This is a genomic window from Pseudomonas entomophila (assembly GCF_013523125.1).
GTDB lineage: Bacteria > Pseudomonadota > Gammaproteobacteria > Pseudomonadales > Pseudomonadaceae > Aquipseudomonas > Aquipseudomonas entomophila_B.
In genome coordinates this window covers 1-24,023 of the sequence record NZ_JAAMQJ010000006.1, presented here as the reverse complement: position 1 = coordinate 24,023, position 24,023 = coordinate 1, and the positions used below count along the sequence as shown (strand labels likewise).

At 66.1% G+C, this 24,023-nt stretch carries 22 protein-coding genes; 14 read left to right on the top strand and 8 right to left on the bottom strand.

From position 1 onward, the window contains the following. The first annotated feature begins 36 nt into the window (after nucleotides 1-36). Genes G7007_RS05375 through G7007_RS05365 form a run of 3 tightly spaced genes read left to right on the top strand, consistent with a single transcriptional unit; the run spans nucleotide 37 to nucleotide 3,712 of the window. The gene (locus tag G7007_RS05375) at nucleotides 37-1,851 is read left to right on the top strand and encodes a sensor histidine kinase (protein ID WP_181099889.1); all 1,815 of its coding nucleotides are present in this window, start codon (nucleotides 37-39) and stop codon (nucleotides 1,849-1,851) included. Continuing rightward, nucleotides 1,848-3,257, top strand: a complete 1,410-nt coding sequence (locus G7007_RS05370) for a sigma-54-dependent transcriptional regulator (protein WP_181099680.1) — start codon at nucleotides 1,848-1,850, stop codon at nucleotides 3,255-3,257. Before G7007_RS05375 ends, G7007_RS05370 begins: the two co-directional genes overlap by 4 nt. Continuing rightward, nucleotides 3,254-3,712, top strand: coding sequence for a YiiD C-terminal domain-containing protein (locus tag G7007_RS05365; RefSeq protein ID WP_181099678.1), 459 nt, complete (start codon nucleotides 3,254-3,256; stop codon nucleotides 3,710-3,712). The genes G7007_RS05370 and G7007_RS05365 overlap by 4 nt, the downstream gene beginning before the upstream one ends. On the opposite strand, the gene cysQ is transcribed toward G7007_RS05365, so the two are convergent. Both cysQ and nudE read right to left on the bottom strand, forming a co-directional pair. After that, nucleotides 3,701-4,531 carry a 3'(2'),5'-bisphosphate nucleotidase CysQ gene (gene cysQ / locus G7007_RS05360; protein ID WP_181099676.1) on the bottom strand — a complete coding sequence of 277 codons (831 nt, stop codon included), beginning with the start codon at nucleotides 4,529-4,531 and terminating at the stop codon, nucleotides 3,701-3,703. The two genes, G7007_RS05365 and cysQ, sit on opposite strands and share 12 nt — an antisense overlap. Further along, entirely contained in the window at nucleotides 4,528-5,091 is a 564-nt protein-coding gene (gene nudE, locus G7007_RS05355; RefSeq protein WP_181099675.1) for an ADP compounds hydrolase NudE, read from the bottom strand. Before nudE ends, cysQ begins: the two co-directional genes overlap by 4 nt. A gap of 65 nt (nucleotides 5,092-5,156) precedes the next feature. Here nudE and yrfG point away from each other — a divergent pair, with 65 nt between their 5' ends. From yrfG to G7007_RS05335, 4 genes are all read left to right on the top strand, one after another. Continuing rightward, nucleotides 5,157-5,819 (top strand): GMP/IMP nucleotidase, encoded by a 663-nt coding sequence (gene yrfG, locus G7007_RS05350; protein WP_181099673.1) that lies wholly within the window; start codon nucleotides 5,157-5,159, stop codon nucleotides 5,817-5,819. Between the two features lie 131 nt (nucleotides 5,820-5,950). Next, nucleotides 5,951-6,781: a formate dehydrogenase accessory sulfurtransferase FdhD gene (gene fdhD, locus G7007_RS05345; RefSeq protein ID WP_181099671.1), complete on the top strand. Its 831-nt coding sequence runs from the start codon at nucleotides 5,951-5,953 to the stop codon at nucleotides 6,779-6,781. A 5-nt stretch (nucleotides 6,782-6,786) separates the two neighbouring features. Then, complete coding sequence (locus tag G7007_RS05340; RefSeq protein WP_181099669.1) at nucleotides 6,787-9,126, top strand: FdhF/YdeP family oxidoreductase; 2,340 nt, start codon at nucleotides 6,787-6,789, stop codon at nucleotides 9,124-9,126. 211 nt (nucleotides 9,127-9,337) lie between these two features. Next, complete coding sequence (locus tag G7007_RS05335) at nucleotides 9,338-9,805, top strand: glycine zipper domain-containing protein (RefSeq protein WP_181099667.1); 468 nt, start codon at nucleotides 9,338-9,340, stop codon at nucleotides 9,803-9,805. A gap of 52 nt (nucleotides 9,806-9,857) precedes the next feature. On the opposite strand, the gene G7007_RS05330 is transcribed toward G7007_RS05335, so the two are convergent. From G7007_RS05330 to hslO, 3 genes are all read right to left on the bottom strand, one after another. Beyond that, the gene (locus tag G7007_RS05330; RefSeq protein WP_181099665.1) at nucleotides 9,858-10,280 is read right to left on the bottom strand and encodes an acyl-CoA thioesterase; all 423 of its coding nucleotides are present in this window, start codon (nucleotides 10,278-10,280) and stop codon (nucleotides 9,858-9,860) included. Between the two features lie 197 nt (nucleotides 10,281-10,477). Further along, nucleotides 10,478-12,019 carry a phosphoenolpyruvate carboxykinase gene (locus G7007_RS05325; RefSeq protein WP_181099663.1) on the bottom strand — a complete coding sequence of 514 codons (1,542 nt, stop codon included), beginning with the start codon at nucleotides 12,017-12,019 and terminating at the stop codon, nucleotides 10,478-10,480. A 181-nt stretch (nucleotides 12,020-12,200) separates the two neighbouring features. Then, a complete protein-coding gene (gene hslO / locus G7007_RS05320; protein ID WP_181099662.1) occupies nucleotides 12,201-13,103 on the bottom strand; it encodes an Hsp33 family molecular chaperone HslO in 903 nt (300 codons plus the stop codon). 108 nt (nucleotides 13,104-13,211) lie between these two features. Here hslO and G7007_RS05315 point away from each other — a divergent pair, with 108 nt between their 5' ends. Then, nucleotides 13,212-14,015, top strand: a complete 804-nt coding sequence (locus G7007_RS05315; RefSeq protein ID WP_181099660.1) for a phosphatase PAP2 family protein — start codon at nucleotides 13,212-13,214, stop codon at nucleotides 14,013-14,015. Between the two features lie 30 nt (nucleotides 14,016-14,045). Here the strand turns inward: G7007_RS05315 and G7007_RS05310 are convergent, their stop codons facing one another. Beyond that, nucleotides 14,046-14,447: an RNA-binding S4 domain-containing protein gene (locus tag G7007_RS05310; protein ID WP_181099657.1), complete on the bottom strand. Its 402-nt coding sequence runs from the start codon at nucleotides 14,445-14,447 to the stop codon at nucleotides 14,046-14,048. Nucleotides 14,448-14,559: 112 nt separating this feature from the next. Here G7007_RS05310 and rimB point away from each other — a divergent pair, with 112 nt between their 5' ends. Both rimB and rimK read left to right on the top strand, forming a co-directional pair. After that, complete coding sequence (gene rimB / locus G7007_RS05305) at nucleotides 14,560-15,042, top strand: retropepsin-like aspartic endopeptidase RimB (protein WP_060395549.1); 483 nt, start codon at nucleotides 14,560-14,562, stop codon at nucleotides 15,040-15,042. Beyond that, nucleotides 15,039-15,944, top strand: a complete 906-nt coding sequence (rimK, locus tag G7007_RS05300) for a 30S ribosomal protein S6--L-glutamate ligase (RefSeq protein ID WP_181099656.1) — start codon at nucleotides 15,039-15,041, stop codon at nucleotides 15,942-15,944. The genes rimB and rimK overlap by 4 nt, the downstream gene beginning before the upstream one ends. Before the next feature lie 54 nt (nucleotides 15,945-15,998). Here rimK and G7007_RS05295 read toward each other — a convergent pair whose 3' ends face one another. Next, nucleotides 15,999-17,312: an ATP-binding protein gene (locus G7007_RS05295; RefSeq protein ID WP_181099654.1), complete on the bottom strand. Its 1,314-nt coding sequence runs from the start codon at nucleotides 17,310-17,312 to the stop codon at nucleotides 15,999-16,001. Nucleotides 17,313-17,436: 124 nt separating this feature from the next. Next, the gene (gene ompR, locus G7007_RS05290) at nucleotides 17,437-18,177 is read right to left on the bottom strand and encodes an osmolarity response regulator transcription factor OmpR (protein WP_181099651.1); all 741 of its coding nucleotides are present in this window, start codon (nucleotides 18,175-18,177) and stop codon (nucleotides 17,437-17,439) included. A gap of 281 nt (nucleotides 18,178-18,458) precedes the next feature. Here ompR and G7007_RS05285 point away from each other — a divergent pair, with 281 nt between their 5' ends. The 4 genes from G7007_RS05285 (at nucleotide 18,459) to G7007_RS05270 (ending at nucleotide 23,520) form a co-directional block, all read left to right on the top strand. Beyond that, nucleotides 18,459-20,774, top strand: coding sequence for a Tex family protein (locus G7007_RS05285; protein ID WP_181099644.1), 2,316 nt, complete (start codon nucleotides 18,459-18,461; stop codon nucleotides 20,772-20,774). After that, nucleotides 20,774-21,163 (top strand): PaaI family thioesterase, encoded by a 390-nt coding sequence (locus G7007_RS05280; RefSeq protein ID WP_181099642.1) that lies wholly within the window; start codon nucleotides 20,774-20,776, stop codon nucleotides 21,161-21,163. Before G7007_RS05285 ends, G7007_RS05280 begins: the two co-directional genes overlap by 1 nt. Nucleotides 21,164-21,301: 138 nt before the next feature. Beyond that, nucleotides 21,302-22,894, top strand: a complete 1,593-nt coding sequence (gene gshA / locus G7007_RS05275; protein ID WP_181099640.1) for a glutamate--cysteine ligase — start codon at nucleotides 21,302-21,304, stop codon at nucleotides 22,892-22,894. After that, nucleotides 22,894-23,520 (top strand): TetR/AcrR family transcriptional regulator, encoded by a 627-nt coding sequence (locus G7007_RS05270; RefSeq protein ID WP_181099638.1) that lies wholly within the window; start codon nucleotides 22,894-22,896, stop codon nucleotides 23,518-23,520. The genes gshA and G7007_RS05270 overlap by 1 nt, the downstream gene beginning before the upstream one ends. The last annotated feature ends 503 nt before the right edge of the window (nucleotides 23,521-24,023 follow it).

Sequence of the window (24,023 nt, the reverse complement as noted above, 5' to 3'; positions counted from 1 at the left end):
CATAATCGCGTCAGGCCCTCCTGACGCATGCTGGCGATGATCTCCATTTCGATACCCACGCGCCGCCCCCGGTGGCGCAGCCTTGCCCTGCTGGCCGTGTGCCTGGCGCCGCTGCTGTGGCCGCTGCACCACCTGGCCGAACGTTACTACCAGAGCGAACTGGCCTCGCAGAACCGCCAGACCCTCGACCTGTACGTCGCCAACCTGCTCGGCACCCTGCACCGCTACGAGACGCTGCCGCAGATCCTGGGCGAGCTGCCGGCCCTGCGCACTGCGCTCGCCGACCCGCTCAAGCTCGAGGGGTTGACCAACGCCAATCGGCTGCTCAAGGACATCGCCCGCCAGACCGGCGCCGAGGTGATGTACCTGATGGACGTCAATGGCAACACCCTGGCCGCCTCCAACTGGGACAAGCCTGACAGCTTCGCAGGGCGCAACTTCGCCTTCCGGCCCTACTTCATGGAGGCCATGCAAGGGCGCCTGGGCCGCTTCTTCGGCCAGGGCACGACGTCGGCCAAGCGAGGCTACTTCTTCGCCGCTGCGGTACGCGATGGCGGGCAGGCCATCGGCGTGCTGGTGGTCAAGGTCGACCTGGACCACACCGAGACCTTGTGGGGCCACACCCCGGAACAACTGCTGCTGACCGACCACAACGGCGTGGTGGTGCTGACCTCGCGCCCGGACTGGCGATTCCGCGCGACGCGCCCGCTGACCGAGGCCGAGCGTGAGGCGGTCGCGGCGATCCAGCCCTACCCCACCAAGTCCCCGCAACCGCTGGCGCTCAAGCCCGATGCCTGGCTGGTGCAAAGCGAAGGGATCGCCGAGACCGGCTGGCAGGTGAGCATCCTGGCGCCGCGCACGCTGGTCGATCGCTCGGTGCAGACGGTCATGGCCATCGGCGCCGGGGCCTTGCTGGTGCTGATGCTGTTGCTGGGCCTGGCCATGCAGCGGCGGCGCCACTACATCGACCGCATCGACCTGGAGGCCCATGGCCGCCAGGAACTGGAAAAGCGCGTGGTCGCCCGGACCGCCGACCTCGAAGGGCTCAACGCCCGCCTCAAGGAGGAAGTGCTCGAACGCGAACAGGCCCAGCAGGACCTGGTGCGCGCCCAGGACGAACTGGTCCAGGCCGGTAAGCTGTCGGTACTGGGGACCATGTCGGCGAGCATCAGCCACGAACTCAATCAGCCACTGGCGGCCATCCGCAGTTACGCGGAGAACGCCGAAATCCTGCTTGACCACCAACGGCTCGACGACGCACGTGGCAACCTCAAGCTGATCGGCGAGCTGACCGGGCGCATGGCCTCGATCATCGCGCACCTGCGCGCCTTCGCCCGGCGCGATCGGCATGCCCCGGAAAGCGTAGCGCTGCAGCCGGCCCTCGACGATGCCCTGGCGTTGCTGGCCAAGCGTCGACGGGCCATGGCGGTGGAGCTGATCCGCGACCTGCCGGACGCGCCGCTCTGGGTGCAGGCCGGTGAAACCCGCCTGCGCCAGGTGCTCGGCAACCTGCTGGCCAACGCCCTCGATGCCCTGACCGAAAAGGCCAACCCGCGACGCCTGTGGCTCAGTGCCGAACGACGTGATGAGCACGTCTACCTGTACATTCGCGACAACGGTCCTGGCTTCACCCGTCAGGCCCTGGAACAGGCCAAGGAGCCGTTCTTCACCACCAAGACCCGCACCCAGGGCCTGGGCCTGGGGCTGGCCATCTGCGACAGCCTGATGCGTGCGCTGGGTGGGGAACTGCTGCTGGCCAACCACCCGGAAGGCGGCGCCCTGCTGACCCTGCAACTGCGGGTCGCCAAGCCCGGCGCCAGCCTGCCATCTTCGGAGGACCCTTCGGCATGACGCCCGGAGACATGATCGACAGTCACGTCCAGGTGATCCTGGTCGACGACGACCCGCACCTGCGCCGCGCCCTGAGCCAGACCCTGGACCTGGCCGGCCTCAAGGTGGTCACGCTGGACAGCGCCCAGGGCCTGGTCGAGCGGATCGAGCCTGACTGGCCCGGCGTGCTGGTCAGTGACATCCGCATGCCGGGCATCGACGGCCTGCAACTGCTCGAGCGCGTGCATGCCCGTGACCGCGACCTGCCGGTGCTGCTCATCACCGGACATGGCGATGTTCCCCTGGCCGTGCAGGCCATGCGAGCCGGCGCCTACGACTTCCTGGAAAAGCCCTTCGCCAGCGACGCGCTGCTCGACAGCGTACGGCGCGCCCTCGATGTGCGTCGGCTGGTGCTGGAGAACCGCAGCCTGCGCCTGGCGCTCAGCGACCGGCAGCAGCTGGCGACCCGCCTGGTGGGCCAGTCGCCCTCGATGCAGCGCCTGCGCGAGCAGATCGGCGCCCTGGCCGGTACCCGCGCCGACGTGCTGATCCTCGGCGAGACCGGGGCCGGCAAGGAAGTCGTCGCACGTGCCCTGCACGACCTGTCGGCGCGGCGCAGCGGGCCTTTCGTGGCGATCAACGCCGGCGCGCTGGCCGAGTCGGTGGTCGAGAGCGAGCTGTTCGGGCACGAACCGGGCGCGTTCACCGGCGCGCAGAAACGCCGCATCGGCAAGTTCGAGTTCGCCAACGGTGGCACCTTGTTCCTGGACGAGATCGAGAGCATGAGCCTGGACGTGCAGGTTAAACTGCTGCGCCTGCTGCAGGAGCGCGTGGTCGAGCGCCTGGGCGGCAACCAGCTGATCCCGCTGGACATCCGCGTGATCGCCGCCACCAAGGAAGACCTGCGCCAGGCGGCCGACCAGGGCCGCTTCCGCGCCGACCTGTACTACCGGCTGAACGTCGCCTCGTTGCGCATCCCCGCCCTGCGCGAACGCGGTGACGACATCCTGATGCTGTTCCAGCATTTCGCCGATGCGGCCAGCCAACGGCATGGCCTGCCGCGCCATGACGTGCAGCCTGCACAGCGCGCCCTGCTGTTGCGCCATGCCTGGCCAGGCAACGTGCGTGAACTGCAGAACGCCGCCGAACGCTTCGCCCTGGGCCTGGAGCTGGCCCTCGATGGCCAGGAGCCGGTCGATGCCCAGGCCGTCAGTGCCGCAGGCCCGGCCGAGGGGCGTCTGAGCGAGCAGGTGGAGCAGTTCGAGCGTGGGTTGATCGTCGCTGAAATGGCGCGGCCCCACACGTCCCTGCGCAGCCTGGCCGAAGCCCTGGGAATGCCGCGCAAGACCCTGCACGACAAGCTGCGCAAGCATGGCCTGAGCTTCACCGATGGCCACACCCAGGACGATCAGGAGGATGCCCGATGACTCGCCAGACCTGTGACGACCTTCAGGCCCTGCTGCACGACGACATTCCGCTGACCCGGCAGATGGGGCTGGAGGTACGCGGCTGGGAGGCCCATGTGTTGCGTCTGGGGCTGCCCTTGGCCGCCAACGTCAACCACAAGAACACCATGTTCGGCGGCAGCCTGTACTGCGTGGCCGTGCTGGCCGGCTGGGGCTGGCTGCACCTGCGCCTGCGCGAGGCCGGCATCGACGACGGGCACATCGTCATCCAGGACGGTCAGATCGGCTACCCAAGGCCGGTCACCGGCGTGGCGATCGCCGTGTGCGAGGCGCCGCCAGCCGAGGCCTGGGACCGCTTCGTCAGGCTGTACCAGCGGCGCGGACGCGCGCGGCTGGTCCTGGACACCGTCGTGTTCAACGAAGGGGACGAAACGCCGGCCGTGACCTTCAGCGGGCAGTACGTGCTACACCGTTGAGGCCAGCGCCAGCAAGGTCTGGCGCCACGGCGCGGCAGCAGGCAGCGCAAGGAAGTGACCGTTGAGCAGCGACTCGCGAGGCGGATAGGCGAAACGCTGGCCTTCGAGGTCGAGCACTTCGCCACCGGCGCCTTCGAGCACGCCCTGGGCCGCGGCGGTGTCCCACTGCGAGGTCGGCGCCAGGCGTGGGTAGCAGTCGGCAGAGCCTTCGGCCAGGAGGCAGAACTTCAAGGAGCTGCCGATGTTGGCCAGTGTCAGTTCGCCCAGCGCCTCGCCCAGCCCGGCCAGCAGGGCTTCCTGTCGCGGGCTGGAGTGACGTCGGCTGGCGACCACCGTGAAGCGCTCGCCTGCCGCAGGCTGGTGCCGGGCGCGGATGGGCCGCTCGACATCCCCTGCGTCGGCCCGCCATGCCCCCAGCCCGCGCCCGCCGTGATAGCTGCGCCCGTTAACCGGCATCACCACCACGCCGAACACCACCTCGCCGCGCTCGACCAGGGCGATGTTGACGGTGAACTCTTCGCTGCCGGCGATGAACTCCTTGGTGCCGTCCAGCGGATCGACCAGCCACCAGCGCGTCCAGCCTTCGCGCTGCGCGAGCGGAATGTCGCAGTCCTCTTCCGACAGCACCGGAATCTCCGGTGCCAGCGCCTTCAGGCCGGCCTCGATGACCGCATGCGCCGCCAGGTCGGCGGCCGTCACAGGGGAGTCGTCGGCCTTGGCGGTCACCGCCACGTCGGCCCGCCAGAACGGCATGATCGCCTCGCCGGCACGACGTGCCAGGGTGACGACGGCCTGCATCAGGTCGCGCTCGTCACTCATGCGAACAGCCCCCGTTGCGACAGCAGGTCACGCACCAGGTACAGCGCCGCCAGTGCCCGGCCCTCGGAGAACTGCGGATGCGTGGCCAGCGACGACAGCTCGCGCAGGTTGACTTTGTCCACGCGCATCGGCTCGGGCTCGTCGCCTTCCAGGCGCTCTTCGAAGAGGTCGGTGGCCAGCACCACCTGGATCTTCTGGCTCATGTAGCCGGGCGACAGCGACAGCTCGGTCAGGTGTTCAAGCTGGCGTGCGCCGAACCCGGCCTCCTCCTTGAGCTCACGGTTGGCGGCCGCCAGCACGTCTTCGCCAGGCTCGATCAGGCCTTTGGGCAAGGACAGCTCGTAGCTGTCGGTGCCGCCACAGTATTCCTCGATCAGCACGGCATGCTCATCGTCGAGCATGGCCACGATCATCACCGCGCCATGGCCCGTGCCGCTGCCGACCAGCCGCTCGTAGGTCCGCTCGGTCCCGTTGGTGAAACGCAGCTGCACGGCTTCGACTCGGAACAGGCGGCTGCTGGCGACGATCTCGCGACCGAGCACGGTGGGTTTCTGGCGCATGGGAACGGCTCCTTGGCATGAACGGGGTACTATACCGTGGCTTGCCGACCGATCGAGAACTTCACATGCCTCTTCTGAACTGGACGTCCATCGATACCGTGCTGCTGGACATGGACGGCACCCTGCTCGACCTGCACTACGACAACCAGTTCTGGCTGGAGCACCTGCCGGCCCGCTATGCCCAGGTGCACGGCGTGAGTCGGGCCATGGCCGAACTGGAACTGCAACCGCTGTTCGAGCGCAATGCGGGCACCCTCAACTGGTACTGCCTGGATTTCTGGAGCCGCGAGCTGAACCTGCCGATCCGCGAGCTCAAGCGCGAGATCGCCGACCTGATCGCCTTGCGCCCGGACGCCGACGTGTTCCTGGCTGCCGTGCGCGACGCAGGCAAACGCGTGGTGATGATCACCAACGCGCACCGTGATTCGCTGTCGCTGAAGCTGGAGCGGGTGGAGCTGGCCCCTTACTTCGAGCGCCTGATCAGTTCCCACGACTACGGCTTCCCCAAGGAAAGCCCGCAGTTCTGGGACGCCTTGCAGGCAGACATCGGTTTCACGCCAGCGCGCAGCCTGTTCATCGACGACACCCTGGCGGTCCTGCGCAGCGCCCGACGCTACGGGGTGGGGCACCTGCTGGCCGTGCGCGAGCCGGACAGCCGGCGCGGACCGCGCGACACCGAGGAATTCGCCGCCGTGGAGGATTACCGAGCGTTGCTCGAGGAGCTGTAGCCTGACGGGCAGGTAGCGCGACCGCCGTCCATCGACGGCGTCTATCACCGTATCGAGTCAAGCGATTAGACGGGGTGTCCATTGAGGCATACGCTTGATCGAGTGATAAACGCCGCCGGTGATCCGTTGCCATGAACAGCACACTTCCGGTCTGCGCGGCACCCACGTCCTTCGCCCTGCCTGCCGCTCGCAGCACCTACGACTATCAACCCCTCGACGCACAGACTGCCGAGGCGACCCCGCTTGCCGAGGAAGTAGCCCTGGCGATCGCCTACAACGGTCTCAACCAGGCCGTGATGCTGGTCAGCCCCACGGACCTCGAGGATTTCGTGGTCGGGTTCAGCGTCGGCAGCGGCATCGTCACCGACCTGTCGGACCTGTATGACCTCACCCTCTCGGGCAGTGGCTCGGCGCTCTACGCCGACGTGCAGATCGCCAGCCGCGCCTTCTGGGCCTTGAAGGACCAGCGCCGCCAACTGGCCGGTACCAGCGGCTGCGGCCTGTGCGGGGTCGAGGCCCTGGAGCAGGCCTTGCCTGAGCTAAGCGCGCTGCCCGGCGCCCCGCTGCCCCCGGCGGCCTGGCTGCAGGGCCTGCGCCAGCGGATCGAACCGTTCCAGGTCCTGGGTCAGGATTGCGGCGCCGTGCATGCCGCCCTGTTCATGGACGCCCAGGGCGAGCTGCTGATGGGCCGCGAAGACATCGGCCGGCACAACGCCCTGGACAAGGTGATCGGGGGCCTGCTGCGCCAGCGCATCGACACGGCCGGTGGCCTGGCGATCGTGACCAGCCGCTGCAGCCTGGAACTGATCCAGAAGGTCCTGCGCGCCGGTATCCAGACCCTGGTCAGCCTGTCCGCGCCGACCGGCCTGGCCACGCAGTGGGCGCGCCGCCACAACCTCAACCTCATTCATTTGCCCAAACACAGTGCACCGCGGGTATTCAGCCCCGTGAGGGAGCCGTGATCGCCATGACCACCCATCAGCAACTTCCCCAGACCAAGTCCAACCCGCGCTACAAGCCCTACGCCGGCCCTGCCGGCGGGTGGGGCGCGCTGCGCAGCGTGGCCAAGGCCTGGGTCGGCAGCGACAACGCGCTGAAGAACATCCGCGCCCTGCTCAAGACCAACCAGAACGGCGGCTTCGACTGCCCGGGCTGTGCCTGGGGCGACTCGCCCGAAAGCGGCATGGTCAAGTTCTGCGAGAACGGCGCCAAGGCCGTGAACTGGGAAGCCACCAAGCGCCGGGTCGACGCGGCGTTCTTCGCCAAGCACAGCGTGAGTGCGCTGCTCGAGCAGAGCGACTACTGGCTCGAATACCAGGGTCGCCTGACCGAGCCGATGGTCTACGACCCGCAGACCGACCGCTACCAGCCGATCGACTGGGACGGCGCCTTCGCCCTGATCGCCCAGCACCTCAAGGGGCTGGAGAGCCCTGACCAGGCTGAGTTCTACACCTCGGGCCGGGCCAGCAACGAAGCGGCGTTTCTCTACCAGCTGTTCGTGCGCGCCTACGGCACCAACAACTTCCCCGACTGCTCGAACATGTGCCACGAAGCCAGTGGCGTGGCGCTCGGCCAGAGTGTCGGCGTGGGCAAGGGCACGGTGACCTTCCACGACTTCGAGCACGCCGATGCGATCTTCGTCTGGGGCCAGAACCCGGGCACCAACCACCCGCGCATGCTCGATCCGCTGCGTGACGCGGTCAAGCGCGGTGCCCAGGTGGTCTCGGTCAACCCGCTCAAGGAGCGTGGCCTGGAGCGCTTCCAGCATCCGCAGAACCCGCTGGAGATGCTCACCAACAGCGACCGGCCGACCAATACCGCCTATTTCCGCCCTGCCCTGGGCGGCGACATGGCCTTGCTGCGCGGCATGGCCAAGTTCCTGCTGCAATGGGAGCGCGAGGCCCAGGCCAAGGGCGAACCGGCGATCTTCGACCATGCCTTCATCGCCGAGCACGGCCATGGGATCGATGCCTACCTCGAAGCGGTCGACGCTACGTCGTGGGAGCACATCGAGGCGCAGTCCGGCCTGTCCCTGGCCGAGGTCGAGCAGGCCGCCCGGATGTACTGCAAGGGCAAGCGGGTGATCATGTGCTGGGCGATGGGCATCACCCAGCACCGTCACTCGGTACCGACCATCCAGGAAATCGTCAACGTCATGCTGCTGCGCGGCAACCTCGGCATGCCTGGGGCCGGCCTGTGTCCGGTGCGCGGCCACAGCAACGTGCAGGGCGACCGGACCATGGGCATCAACGAGCGTCCGCCGGTGGTGCTGCTGGACAACATCGAGCGCCGCTTCGGCTTCACGGTGCCGCGTCAGAATGGCCACAACACGGTCGAGGCGATCCACGCCATGCTCGACGGCCGCGCCAAGGTGTTCATCGGCCTGGGTGGCAACTTCGCTCAGGCCACGCCCGACACCGCACGTACGCACCAGGCGTTGCGCAACTGCGACCTGACCGTGCAGATCAGCACCAAGCTCAACCGCAGTCACCTGGTACACGGCAAGCAGGCGCTGATCCTGCCGTGCCTGGGGCGGACCGACATCGACCGCCAGGCCGAAGGTCCGCAGGCCGTCACCGTGGAAGACTCCTTCAGCATGGTGCACGCCTCCAACGGCCAGCTTCAGCCGCTGTCCAAGGCCATGCGGTCGGAACCGGCCGTGGTGGCGGGCATCGCTGCCGCGACTCTGGGCAACCACCCGATCGACTGGCACTGGGCGGTAGCCGACTACGACCGCATCCGCGAACTGATCGCCGATACCATCCCAGGCTTCGCCGGCTTCAACGAACGCCTACTCGAGCCGGGCGGCTTCTACCTGGGCAATACGGCCGGCTCGCGGGTCTGGAAGACCCCCACGGGCAAGGCCAACTTCAAGCCCAACCTGCTGCCGGACACCTTGATCGACGCGCGCGTGCGTGCCAGCGGCCAGGAGCCGGACCTGGTCATGCAGTCGATGCGCTCCCACGACCAGTACAACACCACCATCTATGGCCTGGACGACCGCTACCGCGGTGTACGCGGCCAGCGCGACGTGATCTTCGTCAACGAGGCGGACATCATGCGCCTGGGCTTCGTGCCAGGGCAGAAGGTGGACATCGTGTCGCTGTGGGGGGATGACATCGAGCGGCGGGTCAACGGTTTCACGCTGTTGGCGTTCGACATTCCGGGCGGTCAGGCAGCGGCTTATTACCCTGAAGTCAATCCGCTGGTGCCCTTGGACAGTATCGGCGATGGCAGTCATACCCCCACGTCGAAGTTCGTGGCCATTCGACTGGAAGCCCCTCGCGACACCGGGCGTATTGTGTAAAACTTAAGTAAAACGACCGTAAAGACCCGTCCGAAAAAGAACGGGTCTTTAACTAAGCGAACCCCGTAAGACCGGGGCTTTTGAATAAAGTTTCACTGTAAAAACAACAACCTGACAAACTGTTAGTGCAACAGGTTATTCGTCGGTTTTTGGTTGCCAGTTTCAACGTCGCACTTCACATTCGCCTCGTCCATTACATGAGGCTTTCTCAATGAAGAAGTACTCCTCGATTCTGTTGTTGTTCTTTGGTCTGTTCAGTGGTGCCGTCATGGCGGGTGGCAACACCGAAGCCGGTATCGGTGGCGCATTGGGTGGGGTACTCGGCTCCGTCGTGGGCCAGTCGATCGGCGGCAGCACCGGTTCGGCCATCGGCGCCGGTCTGGGTGGCGCAGCCGGCAGTGCCGTCGGTGCCGACAAGCGCCAGCGCGGTGAAGCGGCCATCGGCGGTGCCTTGGGTGCAGCCGGTGGCAACGTGGTCGGGCGCAGCGTGGGTGGCAACACCGGCAGCCTGATCGGTGCAGCGGCTGGCGGTGGCGCTGGCGGTGCCCTGGGCAACTACATGGGCAACAAGGCCGACCAGGACGATCGTCGTGACCGCCGCGGCTACGACAACCGTCGTCATGACCGTGGTCACCACTACGGCCATCGCAAGCACAAGCGCCACTGGCGTCATCGCTGAGGGCAGCGCCTGATCCGGCCCATCCCATGGCCGGCCCTGGCTCGCTCCAGGCCTACAAGGCCCGCAACGCCTCTTTCAGCCCTTCGGGCAACCGCGCCGGCTCGCCACTGGCGCGATCGACGAACACCTGCACCCACCTGCCCGTGGCGCAGGCCTGATCCTCGCCCCGACGAAACAGCACCAGTCGATATTCCACGGTACTGCCGCTGGCGCCCAGGATACCCAGCCCCACCTCGAGTCCGTCCGGGAAACCGGGCAATGCCAGGAAATCCGCCGAGGTGTGGATCACGAAGGCCGCCAACGCCCCTTCACGCAGGTCGAGCCCGGCCCGTTGCAGCAAGAACGCCTGCACGGCGGACTCGAAGCAGGCATGCACGGCTGCGCCCGACAGGAAGCCATTGGCGTCGTTGTCCTGGTAACGGCTGGTGAGGGTGTGGAAGTAACCGCAATCGGTACGGGAGGGAGCATCGATCATGGGGGCGACCTGTTGGTCAGAGGGTGTTCGCGGAGCTGCTGCGCAGCCAGATCGCTGGCAATCCAGCTCCCACAAGGTCATGAGCTGCGCCCTGTGCCTTGTGGGAGCTGGCTTGCCAGCGATGGGCCGCCTGGCGGCCCTGGGTGCTTCAACCCGACAGCCTCAGTGACTGAGCTGTCGGGCAATTCACCAGCGTCTTACAGCTGTGGGCCCGCAGCCGTGATGGCGTCGGAGACTTCGAACTTCTTGAAGTTCTCGATGAACAGCTTGGCCAGGCCCTTGGCAGCTTCGTCATAGGCAGCCGGATCAGCCCAGGTGTTGCGTGGGTTGAGCAGGTGGGTCTCGACGCCCGGCACGGCCTTCGGCACGTCCAGGTTGATGATGTCCAGGTGCTCGGTCTCAGCACCGACCAGCGCGCCGCTCTGGATGGCCGCGATCACGGCACGGGTGGTCGGGATGTTGAAGCGCTGGCCGACGCCGTAGCCGCCACCGGTCCAGCCGGTGTTGACCAGGTAGACCTTCGAGCCGAAACCGTTGATCCGCTTGATCAGCAGTTCGGCGTATTCACCGGCTGGACGCGGGAAGAACGGTGCGCCGAAGCAGGTGGAGAAGGTCGACTTGATGCCGCTGCCCGACCCCATCTCGGTGGAACCGACCAGCGCGGTGTAGCCGGACAGGAAGTGATAGGCCGCCTGTTCGTTGTTCAGGATCGACACCGGAGGCAGTACGCCGGTCAGGTCGCAAGTCAGGAAGATGACCGCGTTCGGCTCGCCGCCCAGGTTGGCGTCGGAGCGCTTGGCGACGTGCTCGAGCGGATAGGCCGCACGGCTGTTCTGGGTCAGGCTGACATCGGTGTAGTCGGCGTGCTTGGCGTCGTCGATGATGACGTTTTCCAGCACCGCGCCGTGCTTGATGGCTTTCCAGATGACCGGCTCGTTCTTCTCGGACAGGTCGATGCACTTGGCATAGCAACCGCCTTCCATGTTGAACACCACGCCTTCGCCCCAGCCGTGCTCGTCGTCACCGATCAGGTAACGGCTTTCGTCGGCCGACAGGGTGGTCTTGCCGGTGCCGGACAGGCCGAAGAACAGGGTGACGTCGCCGTCTTCGCCGATGTTGGCGGCGCAGTGCATCGGCAGCACGTCGGCTGCTGGCAGGAGGAAGTTCTGCACCGAGAACATGGCTTTCTTCATTTCGCCGGCGTAGCGCATGCCCGCGATCAGCACCTTCTTCTGGGCGAAGTTGATGATCACGCAGCCGTCGGAGTTAGTGCCGTCACGCTCGGGCACGCACTCGAAGTTGGCCACGTTGAGGATCTGCCACTCATCGCGGCCGGCCGGGTTGTACTGGGCCGGGTTGATGAACAGGCAACGGCCGAACAGATTCTGCCAAGCGGTCTGGGTGGTCATCTTGACCGGCAGGTAGTGCTCGGCCGCCGCCCCTACGTGAACGTAGGAAACGAAGTGGTCCTGGGCAGCGTTGAACGCCTCGACGCGGTCCCACAGGGCATCGAACGTGTCGGCCGGGAACTTGCGGTTGATCGGGCCCCAGGCGATGGCCGCGGTGGTGCTCGGCTCGTCGACGATGAAACGATCGGCTGGCGAACGCCCGGTACGGTGGCCGGTTTGCACGACCAGTGCACCCGTGTCAGCCAACTCCCCTTCACCGCGAGACAGCGCTTCTTTTACCAGATCATCGACATTCAGGTCGGTGTACACGGTGTTGTTGGCTTGCGTCATGAGAATACCCTATCAGGCCTGCGGCCGAGTGTTCCAAACGTTTTGTAGTCGTCTGTTCCAAACTACTACAGCGAAAAAAAGTGGCCGGATTATGCCAGAAACGCCCAAAAAAAGTAGACCCCTCCTGTCAGAACAGCCGCTTAGCGCTGCATGACAGGAGAATCTCCTGAGGTTAAACGTTTCAGTGACGAGTTTCTGACGGCGCTTCTGTCCCGCCCCCTGCAAACAGTTGGCGGATGTCGGCTTCATCGAAGACATAGCGCTCGTTGCAGAACTGGCAATCGACTTCGACCCGGTTGTTCATCTCACGCACCAGGGCCAGTGCATCGGCTTCGCCGAGGCTGATCAGGGCATTGCCGGAACGCTCGCGGGAGCAGCTGCAACGGAAGCGCAGCGGGTGGGTATCGAACAGGCGGACGGCTTCGTCGTGGTACAGGCGGTGCAACAAGGTCTGGTTGTCGAGCGTCAGCAGCTCTTCGTGCGACAGGGTCGCAGCGAGGGTGGTCACGTGCTGCCAGCTGGCGGCGCGATCATCCTCGTCACGCTCGCGGTCGACCGGCAGCTGTTGCAGCAGCAGGCCGCGGGCACGCTCGCCATTGGCATCGAGCCAGAAGCGCGTGTTCACCTGCTGCGACTGCACGAAGTAGTTGGTGAAGCACTGGGACAGGTCGTCGCCGTCCAGGTCGACGATGCCTTGGTAACGCTGGCCCTTGACCGGATCGATGGTCAGGGTCAGGTCACCGGCCGGCATCATCTGGTGCAGGGTGGCATCGTCGGCGATCTGCTCGGCCTCGTAACGGGCCATGCCACGGATGTCGCGCTCGCTGGAGCACTCGACCATCAGCAAGGGAATCGGTCCCGACGAGCGCGCCTGCAAGGTCATGATGCCGTCGAACTTCAGCGTGCCGACCAGCAGCGCAGCAGCGGCCATGAGCTCGCCGAGCAGCAGCGCGACCGGGCGCGGATAGGGATGGCGCGCCAGCACTTCGGCGTAGCTGTGGTCCAGCTCCACCCACTCGCCGCGCACATCGCGGTCATCGAAGATGAAACGTTGGGTGAAATCGGTCTCGGGAATATCGTGCATGAGTTCTGGGTATCTGAAAATGATGACAAAATGTTTGCAGCTCGATGACGAGCCCGTTTTGGCGCCCTCGTGGCGTCTCGAATCCCTGCGTGTTATGGAAGGTATCTTATGGACAATCGGCCACTGTTCCAAGCCAAGTGGTCCTGGGGGCCATTGGCAGCCTGTACCCTGCTGCCCATCGCTCTACTGTGTTTCTGGTTATGGCCTCTTGGCCAGATGTTGTGCACCGCATTCGACGAATGGCTGTTCCACAGCCTCAACGCACCGCTGACCGACCATGGGGTCTGGCGTGCCATCTGGACGGTCGGCAGCCTGCGCCCGTTCGACATCGTCGTGGGGCTGATCCTGCTGAGCCTGCTGATCAAGGGCAATTGGGTGTTCAAGGCCTGCCAGGTCCGCGAGGCCTTCTTCGGCTTTCTGGTCACGCTGATCCTGTTAGTGGTGATTCGCGCGCTGTTTTCCAAGTGGACCGACGCGATGGGCTGGCAACACGAGAGCCCTTCGATGGTGCTGCCCGACGCCGTGCGCCTGAGCGATTTCTACCCACACCTGGAATCGCGCTGGGAGCTCAAGGACCGTTCCGGCCAGAGCTTCCCGGGCGACCATGCCTCGGTGCTGCTGATCTGGGCCCTGTTCATGAGCCTGTTCAGCCGCCGTGTCGGGCAGTACCTGGTGATCTGGGGCCTGGCCGTGCTGTTCATGCTGCCGCGCCTGGTCGCTGGCGCCCACTGGGGGCAGGACGACTACATCGGCGGCCTGCTGATGGCGATCCTGGCCTTGGGCTGGAGCTGCTACACCCCTCTGGCAGCCAAGGCCAGCGCGGCCCTGCTGCGCTGGACGTCCGGGTTGTTCGCGCTGCTGGCGCGGCTGCCGCTGGTCAGGTGCCTGAGCGTGGTCAAGGCACCGCGTTGATGGCCTGGGGCGCCTGGGCGCCCCCTCACGTCAGTCGTGACTGCCCTGCAGTTGATGAATCTGGCGCCGCTGTTTCTTGGTCGGGCGTCCGTCGGTGGTCACACCGAGGGCCCCGGCCTTGCGCAGGTCCGCCGCCTGCTGACGACGCTGGATGCTGTCTTCGGTTTCCTCGTACAGCGTCTGGGCTTCTGGCGCCCCACGGCGCACCACGGAAAGCGCCTTGACCACCACCGTGCGTTCATCGAAACCGGTGCGCAGCACGAAGTGGTCGCCCACTCGCGGCTCCTTGCCCGGCTTGCAGCGCTCGCCCCGGCAATGCACCTTGCCGCTTTCGATGGCCGCCTTGGCCAGGGCACGGGTCTTGTAGAACCGCGCGGCCCATAGCCATTTATCCAGACGGACCTTGTCGTCTTCTTCCGACTTCTGCGCCATCTCGCTTCCTCGAATGCTGTCTGTCACAGAACTGTACTACTGTCGGTGGCGGATGCAAAAACGCCCTGCCGTGCTTTACAGTGCCCACCTGCATTCACAGGGTTATGCATTCGTGAAAACATTTGACCACCTGAGTGTGATCGGCCTGCGTGAGTGGGTGGCCCTGCCCCTGCTCGGCCTGGCCGGTCTGCGCGCCAAGGTCGACACCGGAGCCAGCACCTCCGCCCTGCATGCGACGGACATCGAACCGTTCGAACGAGACGGCCAGCCGTGGGTCAGATTCACTGCCCACCTCGGTTCGATCGTGCAGCTGCGGCATCGCCGCTGCGAAGCGCCCCTGGTGACCATGAAGACCATCAAGAGCTCGAATGGCCACGCCCAGCATCGCTATGTGATCCGCACGCCCCTGGCCTTGGGCGATCGGGTGTGGGACGTCGAGTTCACGCTGACCTGTCGCAAGACCATGCGCTACCGCCTGCTGCTGGGCTCCAAGGCGCTGGTCCAGGGTCAGCTGGTGGTCAACCCGGGTCTGAAGTACGTCCAGGACAAACCGGCCTTTCCGGTTTCAACCATTCCAGCCACAGGTGCTGCATGAAGATCGCTGTGCTTTCGCGTAACCCGCGTCTGTATTCAACCCGCCGCCTGGTCGAAGCCGGTACTCAACGTGGCCATGACATGGTGGTGATCGATACCCTGCGCGCCTACATGAACATCGCCAGCCACAAGCCGCAGATCCACTACCGCGGCAAGCCGCTGGAAGGCTTCGACGCGGTGATCCCGCGCATCGGGGCCTCGGTGACCTTCTACGGCTGCGCGGTGCTGCGCCAGTTCGAGATGATGGGCGTGTTCCCGCTCAACGAATCGGTCGCCATCGCCCGCTCGCGGGACAAGCTGCGCTCGCTGCAGCTGCTGTCGCGACGGGGCATCGGCCTGCCGGTCACCGGCTTCGCCCATTCGCCCGACGACATCCCGGACCTCATCCAGATGGTCAATGGTGCGCCGCTGGTGATCAAGGTGCTGGAAGGCACCCAGGGCATCGGCGTGGTGCTGTGCGAGACCACCAAGGCCGCCGAATCGGTGATCGAGGCCTTCATGGGTCTCAAGCAGAACATCATGGTGCAGGAATACATCAAGGAAGCCGGCGGCGCCGACATCCGCTGCTTCGTGGTGGGCGACAAGGTCATCGCCTCGATGAAGCGCCAGGCCAAGCCTGGCGAGTTCCGCTCCAACCTGCACCGGGGCGGCGTGGCCAGCCTGATCAAGATCACCCCCGAAGAGCGCATGACCGCCATCCGCGCTGCCAAGGTCATGGGTCTGAGCGTCGCCGGCGTGGACATACTGCGCTCCAATCATGGGCCGCTGGTCATGGAGGTCAACTCGTCGCCCGGGCTGGAGGGGATCGAAGTCACCACCAGCAAGGACGTCGCCGGGATGATCATCGAGCACCTGGAAAAGCACGGCGGGCCGAACCAGACCCGCACCAAGGGCAAGGGCTGACCCCCAGGCCCTGCCCGTCACCTCGTCTGGCAGGGTCGACTCCAGGGCGGCGGCTCAGACCGCATCGCGTGGCAGCAACAGCCCCAACGGCAGACGGACACGGGCTTCGATCCCCCCGCCCGAGCGGTTGCGCAGCTCGACGTTGCCGCCATGCTGCGCAGCGATGCGCTTGACGATGGCCAGGCCCAGCCCGGTGCCCTTGCCACTGCGTGCCCGGTCACCCCGGATGAACGGGTTGAAGATGGTCTCCAGCTCCGACGGATCGATGCCTGCGCCTCGGTCGAGCACGCTCAGCACCACGTAAGGCGCGCCCTGGTCCCCCGATACGGAGGCCGCCACTTCCACCGCCTCGCCGCCGTGATACAGGGCATTGCCCACCAGGTTGGTCAGCATGCGCTTGACCGAGACCCGGCGCAGCGGGAAAGGCGGAATGGGCTCCAGGCACAGCCGCACGCGCTCCTCCGGCTGGTTGAACGGCGCCACCACCTCGTGCACCAGGCTCACCAGGTCGACCTCCTCGACCGGTTCGTCGCGACCGTCGCGGATGAAGGCCAGGAACTGGTCGAGGATGGCATCCATGTCCTCGATGTCGCGCACCATGCCGTCGGTCAGCTCACCCTCGGTCGGCAGCAAGGACAACGAGAGCCGCAGGCGTGTCAGGGGCGTGCGCAGATCATGGGAAACGCCCGCCAGCATCAGTTCTCGCTCGCGTGCGGCCTGCTCGACATCCTCGGCCATCTGGTTGAACGAGCGGTACACCTCGGTCATTTCACTGGGCGTGTCGCTGATCGGCAGACGGACGCTGCGCCCCTGCCCCAACTGGCGCGCGGCGAACACCAGACGCTTGAGCGGCTGATTGAGCTGACGCACGAAGATCCAGGCCGACGCCGTGGAGAGCAGGCCGATGGCCAGGAACCAGCCCAGCACGTTCCAGATCTTCTGCCCGCGCAGCGGGTGCGGGTACAGCGGCACCTTCAGCCAACCGGGGCCCAGGCTGGGCGCATTGACCCAGAGTGCGGGCGGCGCATGGATGCGCAGACGCACCTCGGTGTCCTCGCCCAGCTCGGCCTGCATCTGGCGCTGGTAGATTTCGCTGTAGGGCCAGTGCTGCTCACCCTCGGGCACGCCCGCACCGGTGACCCGGATCAGGCCTGCGGCCTCGGCGATCCTGTCGCGGTTTTCCTCGTCGGCGGCCCAGTAGGCACGCAGGGTCAGGGCAACGCCGTGACTGTACTGCCGATCGACGAGCACGTCCTCGTTCATCAGCAGGTAGACCAGAGTCAGGGCCTTGGAGAACAGCACCACGATCAGCACCAGCCACAGGGTGCGGGCGAAGAAGCTTTGCGGGAACCACACGGGGGTCTTCATCGGGGACAGCTACCAAGGTGCGAGGGCGAAGGGACCGGGAGACCCGGTTCGCATGCCGCAGACGAAAACAGGGCGAGCCCGTGGGCCCGCCCTGTCGCGGCACAGCCAGCCGGTGGGCTGACCGTCATTTGCTGGCGTTTCCGTCCGGCACGAAGACGTAGCCGACACCCCAGACGGTCTGGATGTAGCGCGGCTTGGACGGGTCCGGCTCGATCATGCGTCGCAGGCGCGAGATCTGCACGTCGATGGAGCGCTCCAGCGCGTCCCACTCGCGACCACGGGCCAGGTTCATCAGCTTGTCGCGGGTCAGCGGTTCGCGCGCGTGCATGACCAGGGCCTTGAGCACCGCGAACTCGCCGGTGGTGAGCATGTGCACTTCATCACCCTTCTTCAGCTCGCGGGTGGCCAGCGACAGTTCGTAGTCGCCGAAGGTGACCGTCTCGTCCTCGCTGCCCGGTGCACCGGGAACGCTGGTGGCCTGACGGCGCAGCACGGCCTTGACCCGGGCGACCAGTTCGTCGGGGTTGAACGGCTTGGCCAGGTAATCGTCGGCCCCCAGTTCCAGGCCCTTGATGCGGCTGAGCTCGTCGCCCTTGGCGGTGAGCATGATGATCGGGATCTGGTTGTTGCCCGCGCGCAGGCGACGGCAGGCGGAGAGCCCATCTTCCCCTGGCAGCATCAGGTCGAGCACGATCAGATTGAAGACTTCACGGGCCAGCAGACGGTCCATCTGCTCCACGTTGGGCACGGCGCGCGCGCGATAGCCCTTGCTGGTGAAGAAGCGCTCCAGCAGGCTGCTCAGCCCCGGGTCATCGTCGACGATGAGAATCTTTTCGCCTTCAGCGTTGGTTGCGGTGCTGCTCATGGATAACTCCTCTGATCTCGGCGCGCATTATGGCGTAGCCCTGGGACGCCGTGCCGGGTGCATTGTTAGCAGATTTTTCCTTGCAGGACACGGGATCCGCGGCGCGGCAGGGCTCGTTCGGAGCATGTCGCTCGCCAGGCACGACGACGGCCGCCTCACCTCTCGGCCGACTGCCTGGCGCCGGGCCATCACCGCAAGCGGGAGACGGCGCGTATAATGCGCGGTTTTTCCCAGTGCCGCCGGTCATGGCGCCGGCATCGACAGACTTTCAGGTGGATTCCATGGACAGCATCAACAGCCGTATCGCCGAGGAACTGGGCGTACGCCCGCAGCAGGTCGAGGCGGCCGTCACCCTGTTGGACGAAGGTTCGACCGTGCCTTTCATCGCGCGTTACCGCAAGGAGGTGACGGGCAGCCTGGACGACACCCAGCTGCGCCACCTGGAAGAACGCCTGCGCTACCTGCGCGAGCTCGACGAGCGCCGCGCCAGCATCTTGGCCAGCATCCAGGAGCAGGGCAAGCTGACGCCCGAGCTGACCCGCGAGATCAACCTGGCCGACACCAAGACCCGCCTCGAAGACCTGTACCTGCCGTACAAGCAGAAGCGCCGCACCAAGGGCCAGATCGCCCTCGAGGCGGGCCTCGGCGAGCTGGCCGACGGGCTGTTCGCCGACCCGCAACTGACCCCGGAAACCGAGGCCGCTCGCTTCGTCGACGCCGACAAGGGCGTGGCCGACGTCAAGGCCGCCCTCGAAGGCGCCAAGTACATCCTCATGGAGCGCTTCGCCGAGGACGCCGGCCTGCTCGAGAAACTGCGCACCTTCCTCAAGCAGGACGCGGTGCTCAGCGCCCGCCTGGTCGCTGGCAAGGACGAGGAAGGCGCCAAGTTCCGCGACTACTTCGCCCATGACGAACTGCTGCGCAGCGTGCCGTCGCACCGTGCCCTGGCGATCTTCCGCGGGCGCAACGAAGGCGTGCTGAGCGCGACGCTCAAGGTCGGCGAGGAGTTGCCCGGTACCCTGCACCCGTGCGAGCTGATGATCGGCGAGCATGTCGGGATCGACAACCGTGGTCGGCCGGCCGACAAGTGGCTGGGCGAAGTGGTGCGCTGGACCTGGAAGGTCAAGCTCTACACCCACCTGGAGACCGACCTGTTCGGCGAGCTGCGCGACCGTGCCGAAAGCGGGGCCATCGAGGTGTTCGCCCACAACCTGCACGACCTGCTACTGGCCGCCCCCGCCGGACCGCGCACCACGCTCGGCCTGGACCCTGGCCTGCGCACCGGCTGCAAGGTCGCGGTGGTCGATCGCACCGGCAAACTGCTCGACACCGCCACCGTCTACCCGCACGTGCCGAAGAACGACTGGGATCGCACCCTGGCCGTGCTCGCGGCCCTGTGCGCCAAGCACGCGGTCGAGCTGATCGCCATCGGCAATGGCACTGCCAGCCGTGAGACGGACAAGCTGGCCGCCGAACTGATCAAGCAGTACCCGGCCCTGAAGATGACCAAGGTCATGGTCTCCGAGGCCGGCGCCTCGGTGTACTCGGCCTCGGAGCTGGCGGCCCGCGAGTTCCCCGAGCTGGACGTGTCGCTGCGCGGCGCGGTGTCGATCGCCCGCCGTCTGCAGGATCCGCTGGCCGAGCTGGTGAAGATCGATCCCAAGTCGATCGGCGTCGGCCAGTACCAGCACGACGTGTCCCAGGTGAAGCTGGCCCGTGGCCTGGACGCGGTGGTCGAGGACTGCGTGAACGCCGTGGGCGTCGATGTGAACACCGCCTCGGTCGCTCTGCTGGCGCGCATCTCCGGGCTCAATGCGACCCTGGCGCACAACATCGTCGCGCACCGCGATGCCAATGGGCCGTTCGCCACCCGCGCGGCCCTGAAGAAGGTCAGCCGCCTGGGCGAGAAGACCTTCGAGCAGGCCGCCGGCTTCCTGCGCGTGATGAATGGCGACAACCCGCTGGACGCCTCGGCCGTGCACCCGGAAGCCTACCCGCTGGTGCAGCGCATCGCTGCCACCACCGACCGCGACATCCGCTCGCTGATCGGCGACAGCGGCTTCCTCAAGCGCCTCGACCCCAAGCGCTTCACCGACGAGACCTTCGGCCTGCCGACGGTGACCGACATTCTCCAGGAGCTGGACAAGCCAGGCCGAGATCCGCGTCCGGAATTCAAGACCGCCACGTTCCAGGACGGCGTGGAAGACCTCAAGGACCTCGAGCCCGGCATGATCCTCGAAGGGGTGGTGACCAACGTGACCAACTTCGGCGCCTTCGTCGACATCGGTGTCCATCAGGATGGCCTGGTGCACATTTCGGCGCTGTCCGAGAAGTTCGTCAAGGATCCACGGGAGGCGGTCAAGGCCGGCGACGTGGTCAAGGTCAAGGTCATGGAAGTGGACATCCCGCGCAAGCGTGTGGGTCTGTCCATGCGCATGAGCGACACGCCGGGCGAGAAGGTCGAGGGCCAGCGCGGTGGACGCGGTGCCGGCGGCGCACGCCCGGCACAACCGGCTCGCCCGCGTGAGACGCCCGCGCCGGCCAACAACGCCATGGCCTCGCTGTTCGCCAACGCCAAGACGTTGAAGAAGAAGTGATGGACGTCCCGGCCGACCACGTCGAAAGCGCCTTCAGCCGGCTGCTCGGCTGCCGCCTGCTCCGTCTGGACGCCGCGGCGGCGGAGGCCGTCGTGGCGCTGACCCTGACGCCTCCGCTGCGTAACCGGGGCGGCACGCTGCACGGCGGCGCGCTGTTCAGCCTGGTCGACATCGCCATGGGCCTGGCCTGCTCGGCCAGCCACGGCTTCGACCAGAGCAGCGTGACCCTGGAGTGCAAGATCAACTACCTGCGCGCGGTCGGTGAAGGCGAGGTCGTGTGCACGGCGCGCGTGCTGCACGCCGGGCGCCGCACCCTGGTGGTGGAAGCCGACGTGTTCCAGGGCGACAGACGGATCGCCAAGGCCCAGGGAACCTTCGCCCTGCTCTAGCTGCCCGAGCCTTCTTTACGGTACCTTCGGCAGTGCACAGGCATTGCCGGAGCTCGTGTTGACCAGGCGACAACGCCCGTTCCTTTTTCCCAACCTTGCAGACCGTCCAGGCTACCCCCATATTGGGGCGACTGACGTGTGAAGGAATACATCTTGAGCGACCTCTTCAACCGCCGCCTGAGCCTGCTCGGCGCCCATCTTCCCCTGCTCAAGCAGTGCCTGCACGGCATCGAGCGCGAGGGCCTGCGAGTCACCGACGAAGGTCGCCTGGCCCAGACGCCGCACCCCGAAGCCCTTGGGTCGGCGCTGACCAACGAGCAGATCACCACCGACTACTCCGAGTCGCTGCTGGAGTTCATCACACCGGCGCTGGCCGATCCGGCCGAGGTGCTCGAGAAGCTGGACCAGATCCACCGCTTCGTCTACAGCAAGCTGCACAACGAATACCTGTGGAGCCCCTCGATGCCGTGCACCTTGCCGACCGAGGAGAACATCCCGATCGCCGAGTACGGCAGCTCCAACCTCGGCAAGCTCAAGCATGTCTACCGCAAGGGCCTGGCCCTGCGCTATGGCCGGACCATGCAGTGCATCGCCGGCATCCACTACAACTTCTCGTTGCCGGAGGCCTTCTGGCCGCTGTTGCGCGACGGGCAGGACACCGGCGAGAGCGACCGCGACTTCCAGTCCTCGGCCTACATCGCCCTGATCCGCAACTTCCGCCGCTACAGCTGGCTGCTCATGTACCTGTTCGGTGCGTCGCCAGCCCTGGACGCCGGCTTCCTGCGCGATCGCGCGCACTCGCTCGAGACTTTCGACGCCAACACGCTCTACCTGCCCTTCGCCACCAGCCTGCGCATGAGCGACCTGGGCTACCAGAGCAACGCCCAGTCCGGGCTCACGCCCTGCTACAACAACCTGGCCAGCTACACCGACAGCCTGCGCCGGGCCGTGGCGACGCCCTACCCGCCGTACGTCGAGGTCGGCACGCACCAGGACGGCGACTGGGTCCAGCTCAACACCAACATCCTGCAGATCGAGAACGAGTACTATTCGAACATCCGGCCCAAGCGGGTGACCTACGCCGGCGAACGCCCCATCCAGGCGCTGATGGCGCGTGGCGTGCAGTACATCGAAGTGCGCTGCCTGGACATCAACCCGTTGCTGCCGGTCGGCATCGACCTGACCGAGGCACGCTTCCTCGATGCCTTCCTGCTGTACTGCGCGCTGCAGGACAGCCCGCTGTTCGAAGGTGGCGAATGCCAGGACTGCACGCAGAACTTCCTGGCGGTGGTCAAGGAGGGCCGGCGCCCCGGCCTGGAGCTGCGCCGCGGCGGCGAGTCGGTGACGCTCAAGCAGTGGGCGACCGAGCTGCTCGACGGCATCGGGGCGCTGGCCGACCTGTTGGACCAGGCTCACGGGGGCGACGCCCATGCCCAGGCCTTGGCAGCGCAACAGGCCAAGGTCGACGATGTGTCGCTCACGCCCTCGGCCCAGGTCCTGGCGCGCATGACCGAGCACCAGGAGGGCTTCGTGGCCTTCTCGCTGCGCCAGAGCCGCGCCCACGCCGAGGCGTTCCGTGAAACGCCGCTGGATGTCGCCACCCAGCAGGCCTACGAATCGACCGCCCGTGAGTCGCTGGCCGAGCAGTCGCGCCTGGAGCAGGAAGAGGTCGGCGATTTCGACCTGTTCGTCAGCGCCTACCAGGCGAGCATCTTGGCCATCAGCAACTGATGAGCCGGGTGTCCGGCCCGCGCAAGCCGCGGGCCAGCAGCCAGGCGAGGATCGACGCCATCCTGGCGGCCGCCCGGACCTTGCTGGCCGAATCGGGCGTGGCCGGTCTGTCGATGTACGACGTGGCCCGACTGGCAGGGATGCCCCCTTCCTCGGTCTACCACTTCTTCGCCAGCGTTCCGGCGCTGCTCGAGGCATTGACCCTGGACGTGCATCAGGCCTTTCGCGCGACACTGCTGGCGCCGGTGGAGGCAGCGGCGCTGCACACCTGGCATGACCTGGCCAAGGTGATCGAGCAACGCATGCTCGAACGCTACCAGGCCGATGCGGCGGCGCGGCAGCTCATTCTGGTACAGCATGGCCTGGTCGAGATCGACCAGGCCGACCGACAGCATGACCTGGAACTGGGCGCCTTGATGCACGCGTTGTTCGATCGGCATTTCCAGTTGCCGGTCCTGCCCGATGACGTGGACGTGTTCGCGTTGGCGATGGCCTTGAGCGACCGGGTGTACGCACGTTCGCTGCACGTGCATGGCACGATCACGCCGCGCATGGCCGAGGAAGGGTTGCGTGTGTTCGTGGCGTACATGGGGGTATACCTGCCGCCGTGGTTGGCCAAGCGCTAATGTATGCGTGAATCCAGGCTTTTCTACGTCTTTGGAAAGACCACAAGATAGGGTCATCGCCGTATTCACGGATTCACCGGCATGCTACAAGCAAGCGCAGCCCTCCGTGGGGGCTTGCCCGCGATGCAGGCGCCGCCTGACAGGGCTCTGTCGCTGGCAAGCCAGCGCCCACCCAGATCGCTGCAGCTTGTCGGTGTAGGCATGGCTGCGCATGCAATCTGTGGGAGATTCTATGGTTCCTGCCAAGTGCGAATGTGGCCCCTGCGGGGCCAATCGCGGCACAGGGGCCGCTCCTTGTATCTCGACTTTTGCCTCCTTGCAGGCCAAAGTTCTCGACTGATCATCGAGGGAAGGCCATGAAGCAGAGCCGCTCCTAGGGCATCGAGCCCGCATTGTAGATATGCTCGGGCCTTCCACCCTCACTCGAACAGTTCGAACGGTATCTAGTGCCCGCCCCCGGCGTGAGCACGCATTCACAAGGTTGAACCGAGTGCTGGATGATC